This is a genomic window from Microcoleus sp. OTE_8_concoct_300 (assembly GCF_031383065.1).
Taxonomy (GTDB): domain Bacteria; phylum Cyanobacteriota; class Cyanobacteriia; order Cyanobacteriales; family Microcoleaceae; genus Microcoleus.
In genome coordinates this window covers 1-20,289 of record NZ_JANMZH010000278.1, presented here as the reverse complement: position 1 = coordinate 20,289, position 20,289 = coordinate 1, and the positions used below count along the sequence as shown (strand labels likewise).

The 20,289-nt window shown below is 43.4% G+C and carries 26 protein-coding genes; 13 read left to right on the top strand and 13 right to left on the bottom strand.

What is annotated here, in order from left to right:
* Window positions 1-203: 203 nt before the first annotated feature.
* The 4 genes from ACUVJL_RS13325 to cpeB all read right to left on the bottom strand — a co-directional run bounded on the left by ACUVJL_RS13325 (window position 204) and on the right by cpeB (window position 3,563).
* A complete protein-coding gene (locus ACUVJL_RS13325) occupies window positions 204-818 on the bottom strand; it encodes a HEAT repeat domain-containing protein (RefSeq protein ID WP_445246288.1) in 615 nt (204 codons plus the stop codon).
* Between the two features lie 158 nt (window positions 819-976).
* Entirely contained in the window at window positions 977-2,266 is a 1,290-nt protein-coding gene (locus ACUVJL_RS13320) for a HEAT repeat domain-containing protein (RefSeq protein WP_445246287.1), read from the bottom strand.
* A gap of 171 nt (window positions 2,267-2,437) precedes the next feature.
* On the bottom strand, window positions 2,438-2,932 hold the full coding sequence (locus tag ACUVJL_RS13315) for a bleomycin hydrolase (RefSeq protein ID WP_445246286.1): 495 nt from the start codon (window positions 2,930-2,932) through the stop codon (window positions 2,438-2,440).
* Between the two features lie 76 nt (window positions 2,933-3,008).
* Entirely contained in the window at window positions 3,009-3,563 is a 555-nt protein-coding gene (gene cpeB / locus ACUVJL_RS13310; protein WP_445246285.1) for a C-phycoerythrin subunit beta, read from the bottom strand.
* A gap of 233 nt (window positions 3,564-3,796) precedes the next feature.
* On the opposite strand from cpeB, the gene ACUVJL_RS13305 reads away from it, so the two are divergent.
* The 7 genes from ACUVJL_RS13305 to ACUVJL_RS13275 all read left to right on the top strand — a co-directional run bounded on the left by ACUVJL_RS13305 (window position 3,797) and on the right by ACUVJL_RS13275 (window position 9,180).
* A complete protein-coding gene (locus tag ACUVJL_RS13305) occupies window positions 3,797-4,333 on the top strand; it encodes a phycobiliprotein lyase (RefSeq protein ID WP_445246284.1) in 537 nt (178 codons plus the stop codon).
* Between the two features lie 47 nt (window positions 4,334-4,380).
* Complete coding sequence (locus tag ACUVJL_RS13300; RefSeq protein WP_332953989.1) at window positions 4,381-4,983, top strand: chromophore lyase CpcT/CpeT; 603 nt, start codon at window positions 4,381-4,383, stop codon at window positions 4,981-4,983.
* A 226-nt stretch (window positions 4,984-5,209) separates the two neighbouring features.
* Entirely contained in the window at window positions 5,210-6,094 is an 885-nt protein-coding gene (locus tag ACUVJL_RS13295) for a phycobilisome rod-core linker polypeptide (protein WP_445246283.1), read from the top strand.
* A 111-nt stretch (window positions 6,095-6,205) separates the two neighbouring features.
* Entirely contained in the window at window positions 6,206-6,973 is a 768-nt protein-coding gene (locus ACUVJL_RS13290; protein WP_445246282.1) for a phycobilisome rod-core linker polypeptide, read from the top strand.
* Between the two features lie 230 nt (window positions 6,974-7,203).
* The gene (locus ACUVJL_RS13285; protein ID WP_445246281.1) at window positions 7,204-7,971 is read left to right on the top strand and encodes a phycobilisome rod-core linker polypeptide; all 768 of its coding nucleotides are present in this window, start codon (window positions 7,204-7,206) and stop codon (window positions 7,969-7,971) included.
* 142 nt (window positions 7,972-8,113) lie between these two features.
* The gene (locus ACUVJL_RS13280; protein ID WP_445246280.1) at window positions 8,114-8,419 is read left to right on the top strand and encodes a CpeR family transcriptional regulator; all 306 of its coding nucleotides are present in this window, start codon (window positions 8,114-8,116) and stop codon (window positions 8,417-8,419) included.
* 104 nt (window positions 8,420-8,523) lie between these two features.
* Window positions 8,524-9,180: a HEAT repeat domain-containing protein gene (locus tag ACUVJL_RS13275; RefSeq protein WP_445246279.1), complete on the top strand. Its 657-nt coding sequence runs from the start codon at window positions 8,524-8,526 to the stop codon at window positions 9,178-9,180.
* 38 nt (window positions 9,181-9,218) lie between these two features.
* On the opposite strand, the gene ACUVJL_RS13270 is transcribed toward ACUVJL_RS13275, so the two are convergent.
* The gene (locus ACUVJL_RS13270) at window positions 9,219-9,803 is read right to left on the bottom strand and encodes a phycobilisome protein (RefSeq protein ID WP_445246278.1); all 585 of its coding nucleotides are present in this window, start codon (window positions 9,801-9,803) and stop codon (window positions 9,219-9,221) included.
* 236 nt (window positions 9,804-10,039) lie between these two features.
* On the opposite strand from ACUVJL_RS13270, the gene ACUVJL_RS13265 reads away from it, so the two are divergent.
* Complete coding sequence (locus tag ACUVJL_RS13265) at window positions 10,040-10,774, top strand: 15,16-dihydrobiliverdin:ferredoxin oxidoreductase (protein ID WP_445246277.1); 735 nt, start codon at window positions 10,040-10,042, stop codon at window positions 10,772-10,774.
* 7 nt (window positions 10,775-10,781) lie between these two features.
* On the top strand, window positions 10,782-11,534 hold the full coding sequence (locus ACUVJL_RS13260) for a phycoerythrobilin:ferredoxin oxidoreductase (protein ID WP_445246276.1): 753 nt from the start codon (window positions 10,782-10,784) through the stop codon (window positions 11,532-11,534).
* Between the two features lie 2 nt (window positions 11,535-11,536).
* On the opposite strand, the gene ACUVJL_RS13255 is transcribed toward ACUVJL_RS13260, so the two are convergent.
* Complete coding sequence (locus ACUVJL_RS13255; RefSeq protein WP_445246275.1) at window positions 11,537-12,367, bottom strand: pentapeptide repeat-containing protein; 831 nt, start codon at window positions 12,365-12,367, stop codon at window positions 11,537-11,539.
* Window positions 12,368-12,585: 218 nt separating this feature from the next.
* Between ACUVJL_RS13255 and ACUVJL_RS13250 the strand changes: the two genes are divergently transcribed.
* The 4 genes from ACUVJL_RS13250 (at window position 12,586) to ACUVJL_RS13235 (ending at window position 15,148) form a co-directional block, all read left to right on the top strand.
* Window positions 12,586-13,194, top strand: coding sequence for a phycobiliprotein lyase (locus ACUVJL_RS13250; protein ID WP_445246274.1), 609 nt, complete (start codon window positions 12,586-12,588; stop codon window positions 13,192-13,194).
* A 305-nt stretch (window positions 13,195-13,499) separates the two neighbouring features.
* Entirely contained in the window at window positions 13,500-13,772 is a 273-nt protein-coding gene (locus ACUVJL_RS13245) for a hypothetical protein (protein WP_445246273.1), read from the top strand.
* A 9-nt stretch (window positions 13,773-13,781) separates the two neighbouring features.
* The gene (locus ACUVJL_RS13240; protein WP_445246272.1) at window positions 13,782-14,663 is read left to right on the top strand and encodes a HEAT repeat domain-containing protein; all 882 of its coding nucleotides are present in this window, start codon (window positions 13,782-13,784) and stop codon (window positions 14,661-14,663) included.
* An 8-nt stretch (window positions 14,664-14,671) separates the two neighbouring features.
* Window positions 14,672-15,148, top strand: coding sequence for a DUF2656 domain-containing protein (locus ACUVJL_RS13235; protein WP_445246271.1), 477 nt, complete (start codon window positions 14,672-14,674; stop codon window positions 15,146-15,148).
* An 8-nt stretch (window positions 15,149-15,156) separates the two neighbouring features.
* On the opposite strand, the gene ACUVJL_RS13230 is transcribed toward ACUVJL_RS13235, so the two are convergent.
* The 7 genes from ACUVJL_RS13230 to ACUVJL_RS13200 all read right to left on the bottom strand — a co-directional run bounded on the left by ACUVJL_RS13230 (window position 15,157) and on the right by ACUVJL_RS13200 (window position 20,012).
* The gene (locus ACUVJL_RS13230) at window positions 15,157-15,609 is read right to left on the bottom strand and encodes a hypothetical protein (RefSeq protein WP_445246270.1); all 453 of its coding nucleotides are present in this window, start codon (window positions 15,607-15,609) and stop codon (window positions 15,157-15,159) included.
* The gene (locus tag ACUVJL_RS13225) at window positions 15,593-16,342 is read right to left on the bottom strand and encodes a Panacea domain-containing protein (RefSeq protein WP_445246269.1); all 750 of its coding nucleotides are present in this window, start codon (window positions 16,340-16,342) and stop codon (window positions 15,593-15,595) included. The genes ACUVJL_RS13230 and ACUVJL_RS13225 overlap by 17 nt, the downstream gene beginning before the upstream one ends.
* 3 nt (window positions 16,343-16,345) lie before the next feature.
* On the bottom strand, window positions 16,346-16,618 hold the full coding sequence (locus ACUVJL_RS13220) for a hypothetical protein (protein WP_333067127.1): 273 nt from the start codon (window positions 16,616-16,618) through the stop codon (window positions 16,346-16,348).
* Window positions 16,619-16,905: 287 nt separating this feature from the next.
* Window positions 16,906-18,624 (bottom strand): sensor histidine kinase, encoded by a 1,719-nt coding sequence (locus tag ACUVJL_RS13215; RefSeq protein WP_445246268.1) that lies wholly within the window; start codon window positions 18,622-18,624, stop codon window positions 16,906-16,908.
* 5 nt (window positions 18,625-18,629) lie between these two features.
* Window positions 18,630-18,866: a hypothetical protein gene (locus tag ACUVJL_RS13210; RefSeq protein WP_445246267.1), complete on the bottom strand. Its 237-nt coding sequence runs from the start codon at window positions 18,864-18,866 to the stop codon at window positions 18,630-18,632.
* Window positions 18,867-18,924: 58 nt separating this feature from the next.
* Window positions 18,925-19,092 carry a hypothetical protein gene (locus ACUVJL_RS13205; protein WP_445246266.1) on the bottom strand — a complete coding sequence of 56 codons (168 nt, stop codon included), beginning with the start codon at window positions 19,090-19,092 and terminating at the stop codon, window positions 18,925-18,927.
* Window positions 19,093-19,583: 491 nt separating this feature from the next.
* Window positions 19,584-20,012, bottom strand: a complete 429-nt coding sequence (locus ACUVJL_RS13200) for a DUF6220 domain-containing protein (protein WP_445246265.1) — start codon at window positions 20,010-20,012, stop codon at window positions 19,584-19,586.
* Window positions 20,013-20,289 lie beyond the last annotated feature (277 nt).

Below are 20,289 nucleotides of genomic sequence, written 5' to 3'. Positions count from 1 at the left end.
TAACTCTGAAAGCTGGCGTTGCAGAATAGAGGTATGAATTCAAGATTTCCCAATAGCTATAAGCCCGCTTGAGGGTGAGTTTTGTAACTTCAAGCGAAAAGTTGATTCATACCGTGAATCAGCAAAGCCCAAAGTTCGATCGTAGCTTAGTCGGCTGCAAGTGCTGTGTGCGATCGAGAGTAGTGCTAAAAATCTTACTAACTCTAACTATCTGCACGCTTATAATTCATCACCAAATCCAACCGCGATAAAGAACTTGTCGCTGATTCCCGCACATAAGAATCCACGGATTCATCATTCGCAAATGTAGTCAGAACTTCTACACAACGTCGATCGCCAACAGAAGCAAGAGCATTCACGATCGCCACTTGTACCGCCACATTATCCGTTGTATTCAGCGACTCCACCAAAATCTCAAAAGCTCTTGAACCCATCTGCCCCAAAGCCATCACAGAAGCAATATTAACCACAGGATTCGGATCGTCGATCGCCCTTTTCAATCCCTGCAAGCCCGCTTCAGGAAACGGCAACTCTGGATAATTAATCGCAATTTGTGCCAATACCTTCGCCGCACTCCCTCGCACAGTCACATTATCACTGTGTAACAATGCCTCAACCACCGATGGCACAGCATCTTCACCAATCACGCCCAAGGCTTTTACCGCCGCCCGACGATAGGTGACATCTTCTTCATCTAAAATGCCCACCAGTCGAGAAATTGTATTTTCATCGCGGGAATCGGCAATTTCAAACATTGCCCGATCGCGCATATGAGGATTCGGGTGTTTTAGTTGTTCAAACAAAGCATCTGTTGTCATGGTTTTTGTGGTTTTATAGCAGTTGACAGTTGACAGTTGACAGTTGATAGTTGACAGTTGTATGGCGGTTCTCAAGCGTGGTGAGGTATGCCCGATGCCCTATGCCCTATGCCCTATGCCCTATGCCCTATGCCCTATGCCCTATGCCCTATGCCCTATTAAGATAGTTCGGATGTTACACAAGTACGAGCATCTACTTTAGCTCGAACCAACCAATCTTGGTCGGCTGCAGCGATTTCATAACCCGTGACATCACCAAGTTTTTCTAGTGCCATTAATGCAGCATACTTCAAATCCCAGATTTTAGTTTCCAGACAGGCTTTCAATTCTGGAATAGCACGTTGTTCTCCCAGTTCCCCCAGGGCGATCGCCGCCGCTGCACGGGATTTCTGAAACTGGGGCTGGGAGTTATGCAAAGCTTCCAATAACAAATCGTAGGCTGGAGAATGTTTTAACCAACCAAACAATTTTACCACATGAAAATGCGCTCCATAGTCATTATTTGCTTCTTCAGCAAAGGCCGCAAACAGGGCGGCTGGTGCCTCCTCTGAGTAATTTTCCAGTATCGTTTTAGCGGCTAAATAGCAACGTCCAAAATCCGTTTCATATAACTGGTGAATCAGAAACGGTAAATCTGGTAATTTTTCATAACTATGCACTAAATCTAAATCCCCTGGATAGTCTCTTAAGGTTTGTTCCAAATGCGGTTGAATCGTGGCAAAGGTAAGGGTTTTGTCAGCAATTCCTGCTTCTCCTAACATCCTAATTCCTCTGAGCCGAAAGACTAAAGATACCGGACATCTGGCAATATTGCCAATTGCATCGTAGTAACGCGCATCTATCAAATCCTGAATAGATAATCTGCGCCCAAGGACATTTTTGTGTTGCAACATCGCGACAACTTTTCCCATTTGAGAAAAGTCTCTGGTTAAGCGACAAATTGCGGCGATCGCAGCACTAGCAGTCGGCGGGTCAATATCATCGACAAATCTGCGAATTCTGGCTACGGCTGGCTGATAATCTAATTTAGTCAGGGTGTGGATAATTACCCGGTAGGTTTGTCCCGGTTTATCCAGCAATTGAGCAACTTCTGCTAAAATATCGGGATCTTGAGTGCCAATTTCGCCGATCGCCCAAACAGCATTTTCCACCGTGTAGCAGTCATCATCCGCCAGACAGGTGCGAATCACCGGCAATGCTTGCACAGCTTGCAGCCTTCCCAAGGTTTCCACCGATTTGCGGCGCACAATCCGGTTTTCCAGCACCGGATCGGTTTGTTGTACTGCTCGCATCAGTGCTGCGATCGATCGATCTGTTGAGAAATTGATCAAGTGGGAAGCAGCTATGTAGCGGGAATCCTCTTCACCGATTTCAGATTGCGGCGTATCTAAAAGGGCGATCGCCTGGTCTTCCGTTAAATTAAAAAAACTAAAAAAGCGTTTATCCATAAAATTAGCACTCTGCAATAACTATAATATGATATGCCTATTAAAACACAATAACAAGCCTAGGAATTCTTTACCCTTACCTCACCAACATCGGTAAAGCAACGAGCCAAGAGTTCCTAGACTTGTTGGGTAGAAACTACCCAGTCACGACATTACAAACCTGTCAGTTAATTAGGACAGGGAGTTGATCGCGTAGTCAAGAAGAGCATTGTACTCAGTCAAAGCTTGAGGAGACATATCGCGAGGAGCGCAACCGCGGTTACGAGCAAAGCTCAATGCTTCAACGTAAGGAGCAGTAGGCAAGCTCAAAGCGCGATAAACTTCGCGTTGACCAGCAATACCCCATTCGTCCAGAGGGCCTGTGCCGCCAACAACTAAGCAGTATTGGATCAAGCGCAGGTAGTGCTTGACGTCGCGATGGCATTTTGCTTTGAAAGTATCGGTGGAATTAGCTTCACCAGCGTTGTTCAGGTAAGGATACTTCTTGATGCAAGCATCATAAGCTTCTTTAGCAACTGCGTCGAGGTTGTTGCCGAGCTTTTCAGCAGCTTCTAAACGAGCAGCAGCGCGTTGGATAGAACCTTGAACTGATTCTAGATCTGAGGTGCTAGGGAAGCGGCCTGCTGCATCAGCAGAGGCGATAGCCGTGGTGAGAACTGATTTCATTTCCTAAATCTCCTAAAGTGCTTTTGACAGTGAGCGTAGTTTCTATTTTGCTGAGCGAATTGCGATTAGCAATGGACTAGCTCAGTGCAGAAATGATGCGGTCGAAGTAGCTGGAAGATTCGGCAACGAGGCTAGCACAACGATCTTCAACTAAGATAGGTCCCATTTTCCGCAACTTAGCACCAGCAAATTTTTCGCTGGGGTTGTCTTGGATGTGAGCAGCGGCTTGAGCCTTCATGATTTGAACCGCACGCACGGTGGAGGTGGTGGGCACGCCCAAAGCTGCGTAGGTTTCTTTCAAACCATTCAAGCAACGGTCATCAAGAACTGAAGCATCACCAGCCAACAAAGCATAGGTGACATAGCGCAGAATGATTTCTGCATCGCGCAAGCAAGCAGCCATGCGGCGGTTAGGATAGCAGTTACCACCAGCTTGAATCAAGCCTTGGTTTTCGCAGATCATACCGGCAACAGCATCAGAAACCATGCAGCTAGCGTTGCTGGCGATCGCGTTTACAGCATCCAAGCGTCGGTTGCCGCTAGCAACGAAAGCTCTGAGGGCAGCAATATCACCGACGGTCGAGGTGCTGGCATCGGCTGAAACTACAGATCTTGAAAAAGCGTCAAGCATTGAGTTCTCCTTAACTTAGAAAAATTATTTCTGATCTGAGTTGGTCAACTTGGTGACTAACTTGATGGTTTTGAATATATCTCTGGGGTGTTCCCTTTGTCTCATTCCTGAGAAACAAAGTAACAATTTGTTACTTTTGTTGCTAAAAGCACTTTTTTTCGTGGACAGGGGCGCAAAAAGTGGAGTTCTGAAGACAAGAATATTTTGGCTCTTGCCCCTGTACAATGTTTTCCATGAACAATATTAAGCAGTTTGTTGAAAATTCTCTAGGAAGGTGGCGATCGCAGCGCAGCGCCCATCATTTGACATTCAGACACTTTGAAGCTGTGCAGTCAGTCATTGATATCGTGGCTATCTCACCGGACGATCCGGCCGTAATCGAACTCTGCCAATTGTATAAGGTTGACCCATCCCAAGCCGTAATTCCTTTTCAAATGAGTTGGGAGGGCGAGTCAGATTGGGATGAGAATTCTGAGGTTAAGGGGAGTTGTATTCTTGTACCAATCCCCGATCCCAATGTGCCTAATCGTGGTAAGTTATTACGAGATCAAGGTTATGCTGAAACTATTGCCGCAGCAAGTGACTATCACATCACAGAGGATGGAACTTTTGTGCTGTTGACTAGCTACGATCGCGCCGCAGCCGAAGAAAAAATCTGGTTTGCTAATCCTAACTTACGCTTTCGTGTTTCCCTAATTAAAACCAGTGGAGGAAGTGGAGTAGTAACCGCCTCATTTTCCTCAGAGATTCGTTCGCTTTCCGGGAATTAGGGAATTGTTAATTTCCCTCAAACTTTATTCTACCTTCTTCCTAGCTTATGAATTCAGTTAAAAGCAATGATTTAATCACTTTAGCTCAGTGGATGGCTGGGGATTTCAGTAACTCTCAACAATCCTTTAATAACCCACAAAAATTTGCCCATATTCGGATATTTTTTCGTCCCTTACCCTTTGAATTTTTCAATGCCATTGGCTTTTATTCAGAACAGGTTTACGACCACGATCTGTGGACTCCCTATCGTCAGGGAGTTCATCGCTTAATCGACCAGGGAGATCAAATTTATATTGAAAATTATAGCCTCGAAGACCCAATACAGTACGCCGGAGCCGCACGAGAATTAAGCATTCTCAAAACTATTAAACCAGATAGTCTGCAACGACGCTATCACTGTTCCATGATTTTCAAACGAGACGGCGAAATGTTTCGAGGCGGAGTGGAACCTGGAAACCTTTGTCTCATTGAAAAAAGAGGTTGTTCAACCTACCTAGTTAGTGATGTCGAGATTACAGAAACAACTTGGAGTAGCCTCGATCGAGGACTGGATGTGAATACTCATCAACAGGTTTGGGGTTCGGCTTTTGGCTCTCTACATTTTCAAAAGCGTCAAAGTTTTGCCACTGAGTTACCTCACATCTTATAACTTATCGGCTTAATAATTTCAACTCACATTCGCCATATATTACAATCCTGCATTTCGTACTACAGCCAAATTTTTGCAACCAGAGACTCCGAGCCCAGATCTCAACCTCTTTCTGTACTACAAATAAGCTTCCAAATCCGACCTAATGTTAACTTATGTTAAGTTTTCTAATAGAACGTCTAAGTATGGTAGTTTTTCCTGTAATACAATTGTGGAGATTTTTTCAATGGTTTTTGGACCTGCATCTCGACTTGGAGTCAGTTTATTTGAAGAAACACCCCGTTTAGAACTGACGCCAGGACGTTCAGAAGAAGAAGTAGAAACCATTATTCGTGCCGTTTATCGGCAAGTTTTGGGTAATGCTTACGTCATGGAAAGTGAACGAGCGACAATTCCTGAATCCCAATTCAAAAGTGGTGAACTCAGTGTGCGCGCATTTGTCCGCGCTCTGGCAAAATCAGACGCTTACCGCTCTCGCTTTTTCGATACTTCTCCTCGCTATCGGTTTATTGAACTCAATTTCAAACATCTTCTAGGTCGGGTTCCTGATGGCTTAGAAGAAATGAGAGCACATAGCACCATTTTAGATACTGAAGGCTTCGAGGCAGAAATTGATTCTTACCTCGACAGCGATGAATACCAAAATGCCTACGGGGAAAATATCGTTCCCTTTTACCGAGGCTACAAAACCCAGCCAGGACAAAATATGGTTGGGTTTACTCATATGTTTGCTCTGTTGCGGGGAGCTTCCAGTAGCGACCTCAAAGGCAGTCTTTCAGGAAAAACCCCTGTTCTGAATAAATTCGTGATTCAGCAAACCCCCCTACCAATAGTTCCCCCTTCAGGTGGTGCAGTTGGAGATGGTTGGGCATTCCAAGAGTCTGCTATTAATTCACGTACTCGTGCTGGATTAGGCAACTCAACAGAAGGCAAAGTTTATCGCATTACTGTGACTGGATATCGTTCTTCCGCAGCGACTGGGATCAACCGAGTCTCTAAATTTCGCTCTAGCAATCAAGCCTATCTCGTACCATTTGAAAGGCTCTCGCAAGAATATCAACGCATCCACAAACAAGGCGGCATAATTTCCAGCATTACTGCTGTCAACTAACAACCGCTCAAACTTCTGCCTTAACGACTTGGGGAATTATCTCCCTGAGCGTGTTTTTTACAATCCCTGATTCCCTGTTTTGAATCGTTATTTTTTCATAGGAGAAACTCAATGAGTGTCGTTTTAGATGCGCCAGTAGAACTTTGGCCTACCAGCAGCTCCGATGATAAACAGGCGGTAATTCGCGCTGTTTACAAGCAAGTGTTGGGCAATCCGCATGTCATGGAAAGTGAACGCCTGACGAGTGCAGAATCCAAGTTGTGCGATGGCACGATAACAGTACGAGAATTTGTCCGCGCTGTGGCTAAATCTGACTTTTATCGCAGTCGGTATTTTGAATCCTGCGCTCCTTACCGCTTTGTCGAGCTAAACTTCAAACATTTGTTGGGTCGCGCTCCTTTAGCTCAAGAGGAACTTTCTGAGCATATTTGTCGGTGTACCCAAGAAGGCTACGAGGCAGAAATTGATTCTTACCTCGATAGTCCAGAATATCAAGAAAAATTTGGCGAGAATACAGTCCCTTATTATAAAGGGGCAAAAAGTCAAGTCGGACAAAAGCAAATCGGCTACAATCGCACCCTTTCCCTGTATCAAGGTTATGCAGGAGTTGATAGTGCTTTTACCGCTTCTCGCTTAGTAGATTCTGTGGCTGGCAATAGCGGTAAGAAGATTACTTTACCCACAACAGGCGGTCGGATCAGCGCTTACAAAGATGCCACCGAAAAGACCTTCAAGATTTTAGTCAAGGGGTCTAAATTTGATAGTCCTCGCCGAGTAAGTAACACTGAATATCTTGTATCCGGTGCGAATATGACTCCGCAAATTCAGCGCATTCATCGTGCAGGCGGCAAAATTGTCAGCATCACAGAAGTTGCTTGAGGCATAGAGTTATTCGCGGGTAGAGAAGTTAAGATTTGCTTCTCTACCCTCTCGGAAACCATCGCGATTTTTATCTTATCCCCTCGCAATCATGAAAGCGATAACGATAGAAACAGATAGTATTCCTCTGTCTAGATAACAGATGCGTTCGCATATCTTAAGCTATTTCAACCAACAGTAACATCTTTTGACAGTCTCAATCAAAATTTAATTAACGTTAGTAAAAAACAATGTCCAGTTTAACAGCAGCTTTCGTCAGTGACGCCGTAGAACTGCGAGCCAATGCAACGGAAGACGAGTTACAAGCCGTCATTCGTGCTGTTTACCGACAGGTGTTAGGAAATGCTCACGTGATGGAAAGTCAGCGTCTCACCAGTGCCGAATCTTTGCTTCGCAATGGTGACATTACCGTGAGTGATTTTGTCAGAAAAGTGGCAAAATCTGACCTGTATCAGTCTCTATTTTTTAACACCAATTCTGCCTATCGGTTCATCGAGTTAAACTGCAAGCATTTGCTAGGTCGCCCTCCTTTAGAACAGACTGAGATTTCGGAACAGGTCCAAATTTGTAACGGTCAAGGCTATGAAGCCGAAATCGATTCTTATATCGATAGTGACGATTACACCCAGAACTTTGGTGAAAATATTGTGCCTTATCCTCGGAGCATTCGCAGCCAAACTGGTATCAAGAATATCGGGTTTAATCGGATGGTTTCTTTGCTCGGAGGCTCAGCTACTAGCGATAGCAGTAATCAAGCTCAATTAATTGCTACGGTTGCGAGCAATCTGCCTCAGAAAATCAAACTTTCTAGCGTTGGTACCAGTGGAGCCTCTAGCACAACTGGTAAACGTTTTCGGATTACTGCTGCTAAGTCTGGTGGTGCTAAGGTCAGAGCGAGCAATATCAGCTATGAAGTCAGCTATGCTCAAATGTCTCAGCAAATTAAAAATATTCAGAAAATGGGAGGCAAAATTCTCAGTATTACTGAAGTTGGCTAAATCTACCTAGACTTCACCTTTGTATTCGTTTGAGTTTGGTATCTCCTACTTTCTATAGAGCGAGTTTATTATTCGCTCTTTTTCTCTGTAAACCTTGAAAATAAAAATAAATCACTCAGTTTTCAAGCTGAGGATCTGAAAGATGCTACCCCCAATAGCTGGTAAAAAAATTCAGGCTTGGATCAGAAGTCGTCACCTAATTTTTTCCGGTCAATTGCTAATTTTTGAAACTTTAGACTATCCAGCAGTTGAGCGATTTGAGGAATGTGTTAACAGTCTAGGAGGGTGCTTAATTTCTGTTGAACCAGCCAAACGACTTTGGATGGGAAACCATCGACAAGTGATTCTCTATCAGGCTAAAGCCAGTTTGCATACACCTCATCATGAACTGCGACAATATTGGTTCAAGTACGGCTGTTTTCAGACTCGATTCGATCAAAGAGCTTAGCTATAACAACCGCCAAGGTTATTAAGTGTTAAAATATCTTTGGTTATTTGCACAATTAGGAACTTTTTGGTTAAAATAAAGAAAAATTATACTTTGTTGTGGTTATGGATATTCACGAAATCGAAACGTCTCTGAACAATCCTGATTTTCAGTATCGACTCAAGGCCGTCGCGGCTCTCAAGGATTATACACCAGAGATTGCCGTTCCCTTGCTCGAGGGCAAACTCAATGACCCGGAATTCTTAGTACGTTCCTTTGTCAGCAGGGCATTTGGGACACAACAAACCGCTGAATCCTTCGCCGCATTGCTCCAAATCATGAAATTTGATAATACGCCGAATGTGCGAGCTGAGGCTGCTAATTCTCTTTCGCTTTTTGGTCGATGTGCTGCATCTCATTTAGTCTTGACTTTTTTTCAGGATGACCACTGGTTAGTTCGTCGTAGTATTCTGGCTGTGTTGGTTGATATGGAGTGCGAAAGCGAACTCTTTGAGGTATGTATGCAAGCCTTAGCTGGCGAAGATATGACCACCAAGGAAGCCGCTGTGGATGCACTTGGTACATTAGCCGGAACTAATCAGGAACAGGCTGCACTTTCTCAGTTATTAATGCTGGCTAATTCTGAGTCTGAACGTATGCGTCAGCACGTCGCATCTGCTTTGCAACATTTTGACGATCCGCAGGCTAAGGAAATTTTAAGTCAACTTCGGCAAGACTCCAATCATCGAGTCGTTGCTACTGCTTTAGAAAAGCTGCTTTAGACAATAAATAGTAAGGAATCTGATACTGTGAGAGTTGATTAAGCTTGACTAAAATTTTTTAACCCAGTGATTAAATGGTCAAAAGAGAGACTCAATAAATCCCGGTCTTCAAAATTAAATTGCTGCAAGCTAACTGTTTTCAACTCTTCTAGTCCACAGAGCATCGCCGAAAGAGGAACCCGCAATTCTTGATAGAGTAGCTCCATGTTTTTGAGTCCTTCTTGGCTCGTAAATTGAGGACTGTTACCTGCAATTCCATAGGTGATACAGCGTAGGAAATGCCAAAAATCTCGCCAACAGGCTTCAGCACGTTCGGGAGGATAAAGGTCATTACCAAGCTCAGTGATATGGGGAAAGTCGGCTAATACCTTTTTCCTCGCATCAGCAACAAGATTAGGAGCTTGCTCTCGCAATAATCGGGCTTTTTCTAGCATTAAAGAGAGATTAGGAGCCAGATTTTTAATGCGTTCTGAATCCTCATCTGTGAGATATCGGCTTTGATTGTCAGCCTCTTGAAAAATGGCAATTACTTCATCTGAATATAAGTTTTTCCAAGTGGCAAAACTGACAATTCTGGCTTGGGGAATTAATTGCTTTGCTCTTTCACTTAATTGCATAGTCATTAAAATTACACATAGTTTACTAGGATAGACTAAAATTATGAGGAATTTTGTTAAGATTTATTACAATTGCAGCAGTTTAATGATGGTTAGTACAGGCTTTTTCTTGGAAATCCTGAGGGCACAACAGAGTTTCGTAACGAAATATTACTTTGTTTGTCAAAAACAGAGACAAGATTTAAGGCAATCCCTTATGATTGTGTTTTGAGGGAAAGATTGAAGGAGCTAAATTTTAATCTATGTTTAAGCCGTTTCAGGAATTCTTAGAAAAAGAACTGTTTGGACGTTTTGCTCTAGAGAGTCGTCCCATTCCCTCTGGGTTGGAATCGGTGGTGAGTGAAAGAGGCAAAAATCCCGCCACGATTCAAAGTTGGTGCTATCAATGTCCCGAATTGCGAAAGATTCGTTACACCTACATTGATGCTGGAGAAACGGCACAAATTTTCAATAGTGTCATTTATCCAAATTATAATTACGATCTGCCCTTACTAGGAATTGATTTCTTAGCCTTTGGACAGAAGAAAATCTTGGTTGTCTTGGATTTTCAACCTTTATTCCGCGATGAAGCCTATATAGACAAATATATCGGGCCAATGAGCGCACTTAAGGAGAAATACAAAGATTTAACGCAAGATTTAGAAATGAAGTTTTACGATGCGAACCAGTATTTTTCCAAGAACTTGCTATTTGCTAAAACTGATGCAGAAACGGTTGTAACTCGTTTGTTTCCCGCCTATCAAGAATATGTCCAGTTGTATTGGCAAATGCTAGAGCAAGCCTCTCGGCTTAACACTCCAGAAGAGATTCAGCGGATTGTGAAGGCACAGAAAGATTACGATCAGTATAGTGCGGAACGTGATCCAGCATCTGGGCTATTCGGCAGCTATTTTGGCCATGAATGGTCAGAGCGATTTTTGTACGAGTTTTTGTTTGAAGATGCTGTTCCCTTAGCAGTTCCAGCGGGGGTAAGATAAGTTAAAAATGACTCTTTATCAGCCTTTTTTAGATTACGCTATCCCTGTTCTAAAAGAACGACTTGACTTGGCTCCCTATCCCATTCCCGCAGGTTTTGATCGGAAAGAATTTCTAACTGGGAAGGGGAAAAAAGAGCAGTTGGTTGTGACGACAAGTCATGGTTTTAAGTCCTCAAAATTACGGCAAATTCGGGCGGCTCATGTTCAGGGTGGTGATGCTCTCCAGGTCCTTAATTTTGTGATTTTCCCCCAGTTAAATTATGACGTGCCCTTTTTTGGGGCGGACTTAGTAACCTTGCCGGGGGGACATTTAATTGCTTTAGATATGCAGCCTCTTTTTCACGATGCGGCTTACCAGAAGCAATACTCAGAGCCAATTTTACCGATTTTCAACACTTATCAAAAGGAGTTGCCTTGGGGAGGAGATTTTCCTGACGAGGCAAAACCTTTCTTTTCTCCTGCTTTTCTTTGGACTCGTCCCAAGGAAACAGAGGCTGTGCAAACTACGGTCTTTGAAGCTTTTAAGGCTTATCTTCAAGCTTATCTCGATTTGGTTGAGCAAGCGCAACCTGTCACAGATAGTCAGCGACTTGGAGAGATTCTTGAGGCACAGCTACGTTATATTAATTATCGTGCTGCAAAAGATCCGGCGAGGGGGATGTTTACGCGGTTCTATGGTGAGGAGTGGACTGAGGAATATATTCACGGTTTTCTGTTCGATTTAGAACGCCACCTTCTTGAAGTTCAACAATCAGTGTAAATTTATCTTACCTGAGAGCCAAGACTCTGAGCCGTATTGTTACGAGTAAAAGTATTCCAAGTTCCTAATTCTTTGGGATCGCGACTACAAAGCATGGCTTTCATCTCTTGGGTGAGTCCTTGTGCTAGGGTAAAATCAGCGCCAGCAATACTTTTTAATTGCTCTAAATTTGCCCCGGTTAAGTCAGCCGCTCGTAAATCCGCTCCTTGTAATTCGACTCCTATTAAGATAGCATTCCGTAAATAAGCACCAGTCAGAAAGGCATTCTGAAGACTCGCCCCACTTAAGGCTGCTCCCTCTAAATTTGCCCCAGTTAAATCTGCTCCACTGAGATAGGCACCTCGCAGATTACAGCCGTGTAAATCTGCGCCTCTGAGGTAAGCTGTATTTAGAAAAGCTCCACTGAGATTGGCTTGGGGACCAATTGCTCCCGAATTTTTGTAATTGAATCCTTCTGGCCACAGGGTATGAGCATCATATTGAGCGAATTTTAATTTTGCCTCTTGTAGCTTGGCATTGACTAAATTACAGCCCTGTAAATCTGCACGAAAAAGATAGCTTTCTTCTAAATTCGCTCCACTCAAATTGGCGTCTCTGAGATTTGCCCTTCGTAAATCAACTCCTTTGAGATTTGCCCTTTGCAAATTGGTTTGACTAAGGTTTGCCCCTATCAAGTTTGCTCCACTGAAGTCAATCCCAGATAAATCCATTTTGCTGAGGTTGATTCCCGGGAGGTTGGTTTGAGCTAGACTTTTGCCTTGCTGAATGGCTGGTAAGATTTCTGTTGCAGTAATGGGTTGGGAGAGGAAAGATGAGTGTTGACGAGGTGACATTATGTTTTTCTGAAAATTTATTGATCGAGTTGCTCAAAATTGTCCTGTGTCATTTATCCTAGAATTTGACGGATTCTAGACTGACGTTTGTTTATTTTTCTTAACCAAAATCAGATCTGATTCCCAGTTCGGCTAAGCTCAGGTTAAAGCCTAAATCTCGGTTTTTCAAGGATATTTGTCTCAATACCTCTGATTCCTATCGCTAATTTGACACAGAAATGCTGCTAACACCACCTATGACTATGATGGATTTCTTTCGCAAGAGTGAGGGCGTTTGGTTTACTCAGCGAACAGTCCATAATTTTGATACTGCTGCGGCTGATGAGTCGGGAGAATCCAATGTCATTGTTGATGTCTTGTCAACAGATGATCCCAGAATTTTAGAGGTTTGTCAACAGCAGAATGTGGATCCCGCTTTAGTTAGTGGGGGATGCAGTTTTATGTGGCAGGATAATTTAGATGATGCTGTCCCGAACGAAAACTATGCTGCTATTCTTGTAGATGTGCCTAATCCTAGTAATCCGAGAACGGGCAAGTTTCTGCGAAATCGAGGCTATGTTGAAGGTATTCCGGTCATCGGTGTTTACCATTTTGCGGATGATGGGGTGTTGACTATTGAGACGGAATATGAGACTAATCAAGGACAGGAACGCTGTTGGTTTATTAACGATCATTTTCGGGTACGGGTGATGACTGTGCAGATGATAAATGGGGTTAAACAAATGGCATACTGTTCTGAGCGTCGTTGTGTTTCTCACTCTGCTTTAGAAGAGATGTTAGAACACAATCGCTTGAGGTTTTCTGGGGTGGGTGTGCTGTCACCTTAAAGCACTAATATCCCGGCGATTGCAATCGCGCGCGGCTACACACACACAAAGTCGAAATATCCCGGTGATTGAAATTGCGGTAAGATAAGCTGCTACGCATCTAAATTGAATACAGAGACGGGCAAGATGCCCGTTCCACGCAGGATGCCCGTTCCACGCAGGATGCCCGTCCCACAATAATTGTATAAAAATTGACTGTCAAATTAGATGCACAGCAGCTTAAAGAAAAAAGATCCGGGCGATTGCAATCGCGGCTACACACACAAATTTTGTCTAGGCGGACTAATTATTAAAGTATCAAAACTATGTCTGAAAACGAAGAATTTAATCCATCGGATTCTGAGGGTGATGAAACTGTTGCTAATTCAAGAGAGACTAATGTTGATGAAGTGGCAGAAGTAATTGCTGAATTTGAGAAATATCGCGAACGTTTGGTTAATGAAACGATGACTGCGGCACAAAAGGCAAAATTACCTCAGAAGGCGGCGATGGCTAAAATTGAGCCGGAACTTGCTAAGATTGATGCTGGACTGGATGCTCTTCGCGCTCAATTGGCGGCTCTAACTACTAATAATTAGGTGATGATTATGGTTCATTCTAATGCTCAAGCGGAGGCCGATCCAATTTTATTGGCTCAGGCTGAAACAGATGCTTTGCTGGGAAGGGTTACGGAACAAATAGGCTTAGATACTTTCGATGCTAATGATGCGGAAACTTTGCACCTTCTGGTTGAATCTTTGGGCGATACGCGGGGGATGACTCGACTGCGTTGTGCGGAAACTTTGGCTGAAATTGGGGAAGTGGCGACTCCTTTTTTATTAGATGCTTTGGCAAATCATGTTAATCCGGTTGTGCGGCGTGCTGCTGCTAAAACTCTGACTTTGATTGCTGATCCGACTGCGGTTCCTCATTTAATTCATGCTTTGTTGAACGATGAGGATACGGTGGTTAAGGGTTCATCAATTGGGGCGTTGGCGAGGATTGGGGAGCCGTCTGTGCAGGCTTTGTTGGATATTTTAGGGTCTACTGATTTGCCTGAGAGTACGATCGGTCATGCGGCTTGGGCGTTGGCTTTTATTGGGGCGGGGGCGAAGGAGTATTTGTATCGGGCGATCGCGTCTGATTCGCCTGTGGTGCGCGGTGCGGTGGTGGGTGCGATCGCCAAGGTTGCACAGGAAGAACCGAAGGATGAATTATTCGAGATTTTGGTTAAGTCTCTGACGGATGTTGATGTTGATGTGCGTTGTGAGGCGGCGGCGGCTTTAGGAAATCTGGCTTATAAACCTGCAATTCCTAATCTGATTGAGTTGCTGGATGGTGGTGATGGGGAAACTCGTAGGGCGGCGGCTTTGTCTTTGATGAAAGTGGGCGATCGGGCTGCGATTGAACCGCTACAAGCTGCTTTGGAAAAGGAGTCAGAAGCGGCGATTCAAGGTGTGATTAAGTTGGCAATTTCTCAAATTAAGTAACTAAAAGTATGACTGAATCGGGAACGGGGCGGATGTTGCTTTCTCATAATTTTGATATGCCGGAGGGTGTTTTTCCCACTTTAAGTAGGGAAGAATTTACTCGGGTATTTGCTGAGGGTTTAAGCCAATATCCTGAGATTAAGTGTCGTCAATTAAATCATGGTCATTGGATGGTAGAAGTTTTGTTTTCTACTGATGCTTTTTCTCCGCCTCAAGTGGGAGAATTTTGTGCTCAAAGTTTGGTGGATAAGCGGATGAGTCAGGGGAAAAATGATGATTTTTTTCCTGATATTTTGATTTTAGCGGGATTGAAGAAGACTCCGCCATTGAGTAGCGATGCTGAGGCGTTGCAACCGGGACAATGGGGGGTGGATGTGGTGGAAACTCAGTCGGCTGAGAGTTTTTTGATGGCGATGGGGTGGGAGGATAAAACGGCGGGGAAAAGTATTGAGGATGTTTTTAAGGTTGAAAGGAGAAATGGGTAACGGGTGAGTTAACCTTTCTGTGAGTTTTTCTTTTTTTCAGGGTAAAGTAGATGATCTGGATCTAGCCAAACAATATAAAAAGTCTCATTAATAAAGAAACCATGAACCCTACCATGCTCATTTGCAGAGAGGGAGAACTGATAAGGTGTATCAACTAATTGTTGTTCATTGGGCATACCAAACCCACTTTCACTGGTCTTTTCCCACTTAATGGAATGACATCTGAGAGTGCTGTTACCAGGCGCTGAAAACTCTTGAGCTGTTAAGCTAGATAGGGCTTTTAACCGCTCAAGTAGAGTCAGCCAGTAACTCACTTCTTTTTTTATACAAGAAAATTTATTGTGATTGTCTTGATAGTATTTAAACGAAAAGCTGATACCTTGAGGTGGCTTCAGCTTTGGTAGTTTAATACCTGATGCACCATTTTTGACAACATCAGTCTTCTTAATTTTCTTCGACACGAGATTTGTAATACTCCTTCATCCACTCCTGCTTGATCACATTGTTGCAAGGTTCATCAGGTAGCATATCTTCCCCCCTTGCCAAATTCCAGGGGTCTTCAGCATGAGTCATTTGCTCTAATGCGTAAGCATCACAGGCAAAGTATTCTTGCGCAACCTCATCCAGAAAATTCCGAACGTTTTCAGGTAATTCTGGATGAGCATCTTTCAAAATTGGCTGCCATCCAAAATGCTTGTACTTCTGATACAATTCTGGTATCACTGGTCCATGCACCCATGCTTGAAAATCCTGTGGAAAAAGGGGTGTGTCATGGAGTGCAAGATGCCAAGCCTGAGCATAGTAAACAAGCTTTTGCAGCTTGAGATTACTCAGGAAAGAACCTGTTTCATTGGCAAACCAAATGAAGTAATCTGCTACGTTAAAACAAGATAACAAAATGTTCTGCTGAGTGCATTCCATAATTTGATCTGCATCGCTCAAACAAACAAAATCTGGTGGTTCTTCAATTAAAGTAGCGGATGGAATAACTTTTTGGACATCCTTAATCGCACTACAAATAGCTTCGTTACGTGATGATGCCTCACGGATAAAATTTAGTGCGATGTATCCTTTATTTCCAACTCCAATTAAGGCATCATCACAGCCACCTTCATATAGCTTCTCAATAAAATCACCAGGGTCTGCTTGGGGATCTTCGAGATTAAACGTCAAAGTAAAATCATGCTCGTTCATCTTTTATTTCTCCTCTAGGCAAGGATCATTCACATTGTTGTGCTTTGTGCAGTTATCGACTATTCGACGAATCTGTTTCCCATGATTTCCTGAGTTTTTTGGGGTACTCCAAATACTAGATATACAAAAAATTCCATTTCTACACTCTTTATCGTTATAAGGGCATTTTATTTTTCCCCAAGCATGAGAACCACCAATATCAACGTGCCATCCATTTTTTTCAGCGTACCTTAAAGCATCCTCAACTTCTGGCTTTGGGTGAGTTTTTCTGGCCATCACAATTTTTGTTTACATACAAGTTAGCTTTAAAATAATTAAGAAGTTAAGAGGAAGTTAAGAGAGTAGAGAGTAACCGGTTGTTTTTACCTCTACTTTCAAAAAGTATAGCACAATTTTGATCGATTGTCAATTTTCGTTCTGGGCGATCGCCTCTCCATTATGAATACTCAACAACGCCGCCAATCTCTTATGCTTACTAAGTGCGATCGCAAACAGATATTAATATTTTTACAATCAAGTATTAAAAACAATAATTATACCGAAACTTTCCCCATCGTCAACTCCTAATGCTGGACAGGAATACAAATCTCAAACTCCGTCCCTTTTTCTGGCGTTGAAAAACACCTAAGCGTCCCACGATGTTTTTCAGTAATAATCTGATAACTAATCGCCATTCCCATTCCGGTTCCCTTCCCTACAGGCTTTGTTGTAAAAAATGGATTGAATATCTGTGTTTGAATTGATTCTGGAATTCCCTTGCCATTATCGGCGATCGCAATTTTAACCCATTGCGAATCTACCACCAAGGTACAAATTGTAATACAACATGGGTGCATCTCGATCGAGCAAGCTACCTCTTGAGTATTTATTTCTTCGAGTGCATCAATAGCGTTTGCCAAAATATTCATAAATACTTGGTTAAGTTGTCCGGCATCACACTCAACTAGCGGTAAATCACCATAGTCTCGAATGACTTTAATTTCTGGATGTTCTAGCTGCGCTTGGAGACGATGTTGCAAAATTAACAGCGTGCTATCAATTCCTTGATGGATATCAACTTCTTTAAATTCTGACTCATCCATCCGGGAAAAATTGCGGAGTGACAGCACAATCTGGCGAATGCGATCGGTCGCAATTCTCATTGAGTTCAGGATTTTAGGTAAATCATCTTGCACAAAATCCAGGTCAACATTTTCTGCTTCTTTCTCAATTTCGCCAATGGGGTTTGGATAATGCTTTTGATATAGGTGTACCAAATTTAATAGACTGTCAGCATAATATTGTATATGAATTAGATTGCCATGAATGAAGCCGACCGGACTGTTAATTTCATGGGTTACTCCTGCAACTAATTGCCCCAAGGATGAGAGTTTTTCTCTCTGAATCAGTTGGGCTTGCGTTCGTTTTAAATTCTCAATTGCCTGCTCAAGCTGCTGAGATTTGTCTCGCTCTCTGGCTTCGCTATCGCGTAATGTGACTTCTATTTGTTTTCGATGAGCTATTTCGGCGGTGAGTTGGCCGTGGATTTCCAATTGTCGGAAGACTTCCTCAAATGTGCTTGCTAAAAATTGAATTTCGTTAGCTGGAATAGTCTTTGGCATAGGGAAGATGCCAGTTTTTTTACTTTGAGAAACTGCTTCGTTTAAGTCGCGCAAGGGTTGCAATACATTTTTATGAAGGAGTATCCCCATGATTAACAAAATTGTGATGATGCCAATTAGCAATGACAAAGTTGAGGTAATGAAGGTTCTGTCGGCAGCTTGCTTCATTTGGTTGAGATCGAGTAGCGCGATCGCCACTCCTCGCCGTTGAGATGCGCCAAACAAGGTACTGCTAAAAGGCAGAATTTGTGCGATCGCAGGCTGGTTGTCTACGACGATATCTTGCCGGACTTCAATGCCTGCGGTTGCGGCCCGATCGATCGCGATCGCGAGTTGGGGATAGATCGAAGTGTATGACTGATTAGTCGTATTCTGAGGACTGCGGGCGATCGCCATTCCAGATGGATCGACAATCGCAATTTCCAGCACACCGGGCATCGTGGCAAAATTTTGCACAACCCGTCGCAGAATGCTTTTATTCTCCAACTCTAGTAAGCCTTCTGTAGAAAACTCCAGAGATTGTGTAATTGATTGAGCCCGGTTATGAACTTGCGTTTGTAAGTCAGACTGCATCAGCCGATAGTTAAGTCCCAGAGTTGCCAGTCCAACTGTGGTAATCGACAACCCAACGCTAACCAGCAAGCGCTGCGACAAGCTATGGGGATGCAGGAATTTCATCATAATTTTTATTCATTGATTGCTGTAGTTACGAGCTCAGTGTTAATCTCCACATCCTGACGCGGCATCCGTCCGGGACGGGGGTCAGATTTTAATAGTTCAGCCATTTGAGCGATCGCCTCTGGCAACCTACCAAGCAGAAATATCTTCTGCTGCATGGCAATGTCACCCTTTTTCAGACCAGCGTAATCTTTAGCAAAAGCCTCACCGTTCTGTCCCAGGTTTTGAGCAACTTTTTGAAACACGACCTTAGGCTTTTTTCCACCGCACTCATAATATCAAACCAAGCCATAATAAATTTCTTCAATTCAGCTTTCTTTGTGCGAGAATAGTTGACCGCGAAACCAACCTATCAATAACTAAAGTATCAACTTCCTGAGTAGTAAAAATAATATTACCCTTGATTGCTTGGGCAGTTTCGCCTAGAAGCGGTTGCCAGAGCACGGCGGCATCTAAAAGTCCCTGCTGCATCAAATCAACCGCTGTTTCGTTAGAAATATCTTCTGACTGTTGACTGTTGACTAATGACTAATGACTAATGACTAATGACTGTAGAAGGAGGGGTCAAAAAAATGAAAATTGCGCGAATTATTTGTTGCGAGCTTGATTCGACTTTACGCCCGACTTGGGAAGCGCGGATTTGATATCATTCCGGCCTGCACCGGAATTGATATAAGAGAGCGATCGCACGCTCATTGAAGGGCGATCGCTCTACTGGTATTTTTAAAGTATTGGGTATTGCGATCGCGATCTAACGACTCGGTTCAGTAGCAGACTGCCCCGCAAGACCCCGAACACACGCGCAGAAACAGGGCGGGCTTTCCGCTGCACGCTCATTGTTCGGCGACTGTTGATAACTTCTAGCTCATTTGAGCGAGGTTAATCAATTGTGCCAAAGTGGATAAGTGCTGTACTGTTGCAAAGAAGGGAGGAAAGATTGCATCTTGCATCATTTCTAACTCTCAAGCTTGCTCATTCTGATGGTTGGTGGGTGATAAAATGCGCGATGTGCTGTGTACAAGGGTTGAAGAAACATAGAGGAGCGAAAATCCAATCAGAGGATGGAACACCTCTAGATGGAGAGGCATTTTGAGATGAATGCTGACAAATTGCAGCCCAAGCAGCACAGGTAGAGTGGCAGCGAGATGTCGTATTTTGCGTGAGAATGGGGCGAGCGATGACCATCCCCATAATATTAATGACAATCCACTATAGCCTCGCACTAGCCAAACATGAATATTCCACCAGGAAGGATCATTGAAGTAGGCAACTCCAACTGTTAATAACTGAGCAATCAAGCAGAGGTTAAAGACGATTGAAGTTGTAGAAAAACCTATCTGTACCCAATGTGTGGGAGTACGATCGCGATCGATTTCCGAAGTTGTGCTCATGTCAAACTGCCTGTTTTGCTACTTCTAAACTCGATATCCCCTGCAAAAATAAGATTGCCTTATCGACCAACTCAGCCCCCGCTTTTTCTGGCGAACCGACATCAAATGGCGGGGCGGGATTGTACTCTAGTAATAGTTGAATAGACCTCTTGCGAAAGTGCGCTCGTTCTAGGTAAAATAAAAGAAATAATTAGCTCCCATAAGATGAATTACGAACAAGTACAAAAGTTAAACCCCGCCGACTTTAAACGGTACTGTGGACTACATCAAGAGACAT

What these genes read in the sequence shown, in the direction of transcription:
- ACUVJL_RS13325 (WP_445246288.1), bottom strand. Translation starts at nt 818, where the DNA reads ATGACAACAGATGCTTTGTTTGAACAACTAAAACACCCGAATCCTCAT.
- ACUVJL_RS13320 (WP_445246287.1), bottom strand. Translation starts at nt 2,266, where the DNA reads ATGGATAAACGCTTTTTTAGTTTTTTTAATTTAACGGAAGACCAGGCG.
- ACUVJL_RS13315 (WP_445246286.1), bottom strand. Translation starts at nt 2,932, where the DNA reads ATGAAATCAGTTCTCACCACGGCTATCGCCTCTGCTGATGCAGCAGGC.
- cpeB (WP_445246285.1), bottom strand. Translation starts at nt 3,563, where the DNA reads ATGCTTGACGCTTTTTCAAGATCTGTAGTTTCAGCCGATGCCAGCACC.
- ACUVJL_RS13305 (WP_445246284.1), top strand. Translation starts at nt 3,797, where the DNA reads ATGAACAATATTAAGCAGTTTGTTGAAAATTCTCTAGGAAGGTGGCGA.
- ACUVJL_RS13300 (WP_332953989.1), top strand. Translation starts at nt 4,381, where the DNA reads ATGAATTCAGTTAAAAGCAATGATTTAATCACTTTAGCTCAGTGGATG.
- ACUVJL_RS13295 (WP_445246283.1), top strand. Translation starts at nt 5,210, where the DNA reads ATGGTTTTTGGACCTGCATCTCGACTTGGAGTCAGTTTATTTGAAGAA.
- ACUVJL_RS13290 (WP_445246282.1), top strand. Translation starts at nt 6,206, where the DNA reads ATGAGTGTCGTTTTAGATGCGCCAGTAGAACTTTGGCCTACCAGCAGC.
- ACUVJL_RS13285 (WP_445246281.1), top strand. Translation starts at nt 7,204, where the DNA reads ATGTCCAGTTTAACAGCAGCTTTCGTCAGTGACGCCGTAGAACTGCGA.
- ACUVJL_RS13280 (WP_445246280.1), top strand. Translation starts at nt 8,114, where the DNA reads ATGCTACCCCCAATAGCTGGTAAAAAAATTCAGGCTTGGATCAGAAGT.
- ACUVJL_RS13275 (WP_445246279.1), top strand. Translation starts at nt 8,524, where the DNA reads ATGGATATTCACGAAATCGAAACGTCTCTGAACAATCCTGATTTTCAG.
- ACUVJL_RS13270 (WP_445246278.1), bottom strand. Translation starts at nt 9,803, where the DNA reads ATGACTATGCAATTAAGTGAAAGAGCAAAGCAATTAATTCCCCAAGCC.
- ACUVJL_RS13265 (WP_445246277.1), top strand. Translation starts at nt 10,040, where the DNA reads ATGTTTAAGCCGTTTCAGGAATTCTTAGAAAAAGAACTGTTTGGACGT.
- ACUVJL_RS13260 (WP_445246276.1), top strand. Translation starts at nt 10,782, where the DNA reads ATGACTCTTTATCAGCCTTTTTTAGATTACGCTATCCCTGTTCTAAAA.
- ACUVJL_RS13255 (WP_445246275.1), bottom strand. Translation starts at nt 12,367, where the DNA reads ATGTCACCTCGTCAACACTCATCTTTCCTCTCCCAACCCATTACTGCA.
- ACUVJL_RS13250 (WP_445246274.1), top strand. Translation starts at nt 12,586, where the DNA reads ATGCTGCTAACACCACCTATGACTATGATGGATTTCTTTCGCAAGAGT.
- ACUVJL_RS13245 (WP_445246273.1), top strand. Translation starts at nt 13,500, where the DNA reads ATGTCTGAAAACGAAGAATTTAATCCATCGGATTCTGAGGGTGATGAA.
- ACUVJL_RS13240 (WP_445246272.1), top strand. Translation starts at nt 13,782, where the DNA reads ATGGTTCATTCTAATGCTCAAGCGGAGGCCGATCCAATTTTATTGGCT.
- ACUVJL_RS13235 (WP_445246271.1), top strand. Translation starts at nt 14,672, where the DNA reads ATGACTGAATCGGGAACGGGGCGGATGTTGCTTTCTCATAATTTTGAT.
- ACUVJL_RS13225 (WP_445246269.1), bottom strand. Translation starts at nt 16,342, where the DNA reads ATGAACGAGCATGATTTTACTTTGACGTTTAATCTCGAAGATCCCCAA.
- ACUVJL_RS13220 (WP_333067127.1), bottom strand. Translation starts at nt 16,618, where the DNA reads ATGGCCAGAAAAACTCACCCAAAGCCAGAAGTTGAGGATGCTTTAAGG.
- ACUVJL_RS13215 (WP_445246268.1), bottom strand. Translation starts at nt 18,624, where the DNA reads ATGATGAAATTCCTGCATCCCCATAGCTTGTCGCAGCGCTTGCTGGTT.
- ACUVJL_RS13205 (WP_445246266.1), bottom strand. Translation starts at nt 19,092, where the DNA reads ATGCAGCAGGGACTTTTAGATGCCGCCGTGCTCTGGCAACCGCTTCTA.
- ACUVJL_RS13200 (WP_445246265.1), bottom strand. Translation starts at nt 20,012, where the DNA reads ATGAGCACAACTTCGGAAATCGATCGCGATCGTACTCCCACACATTGG.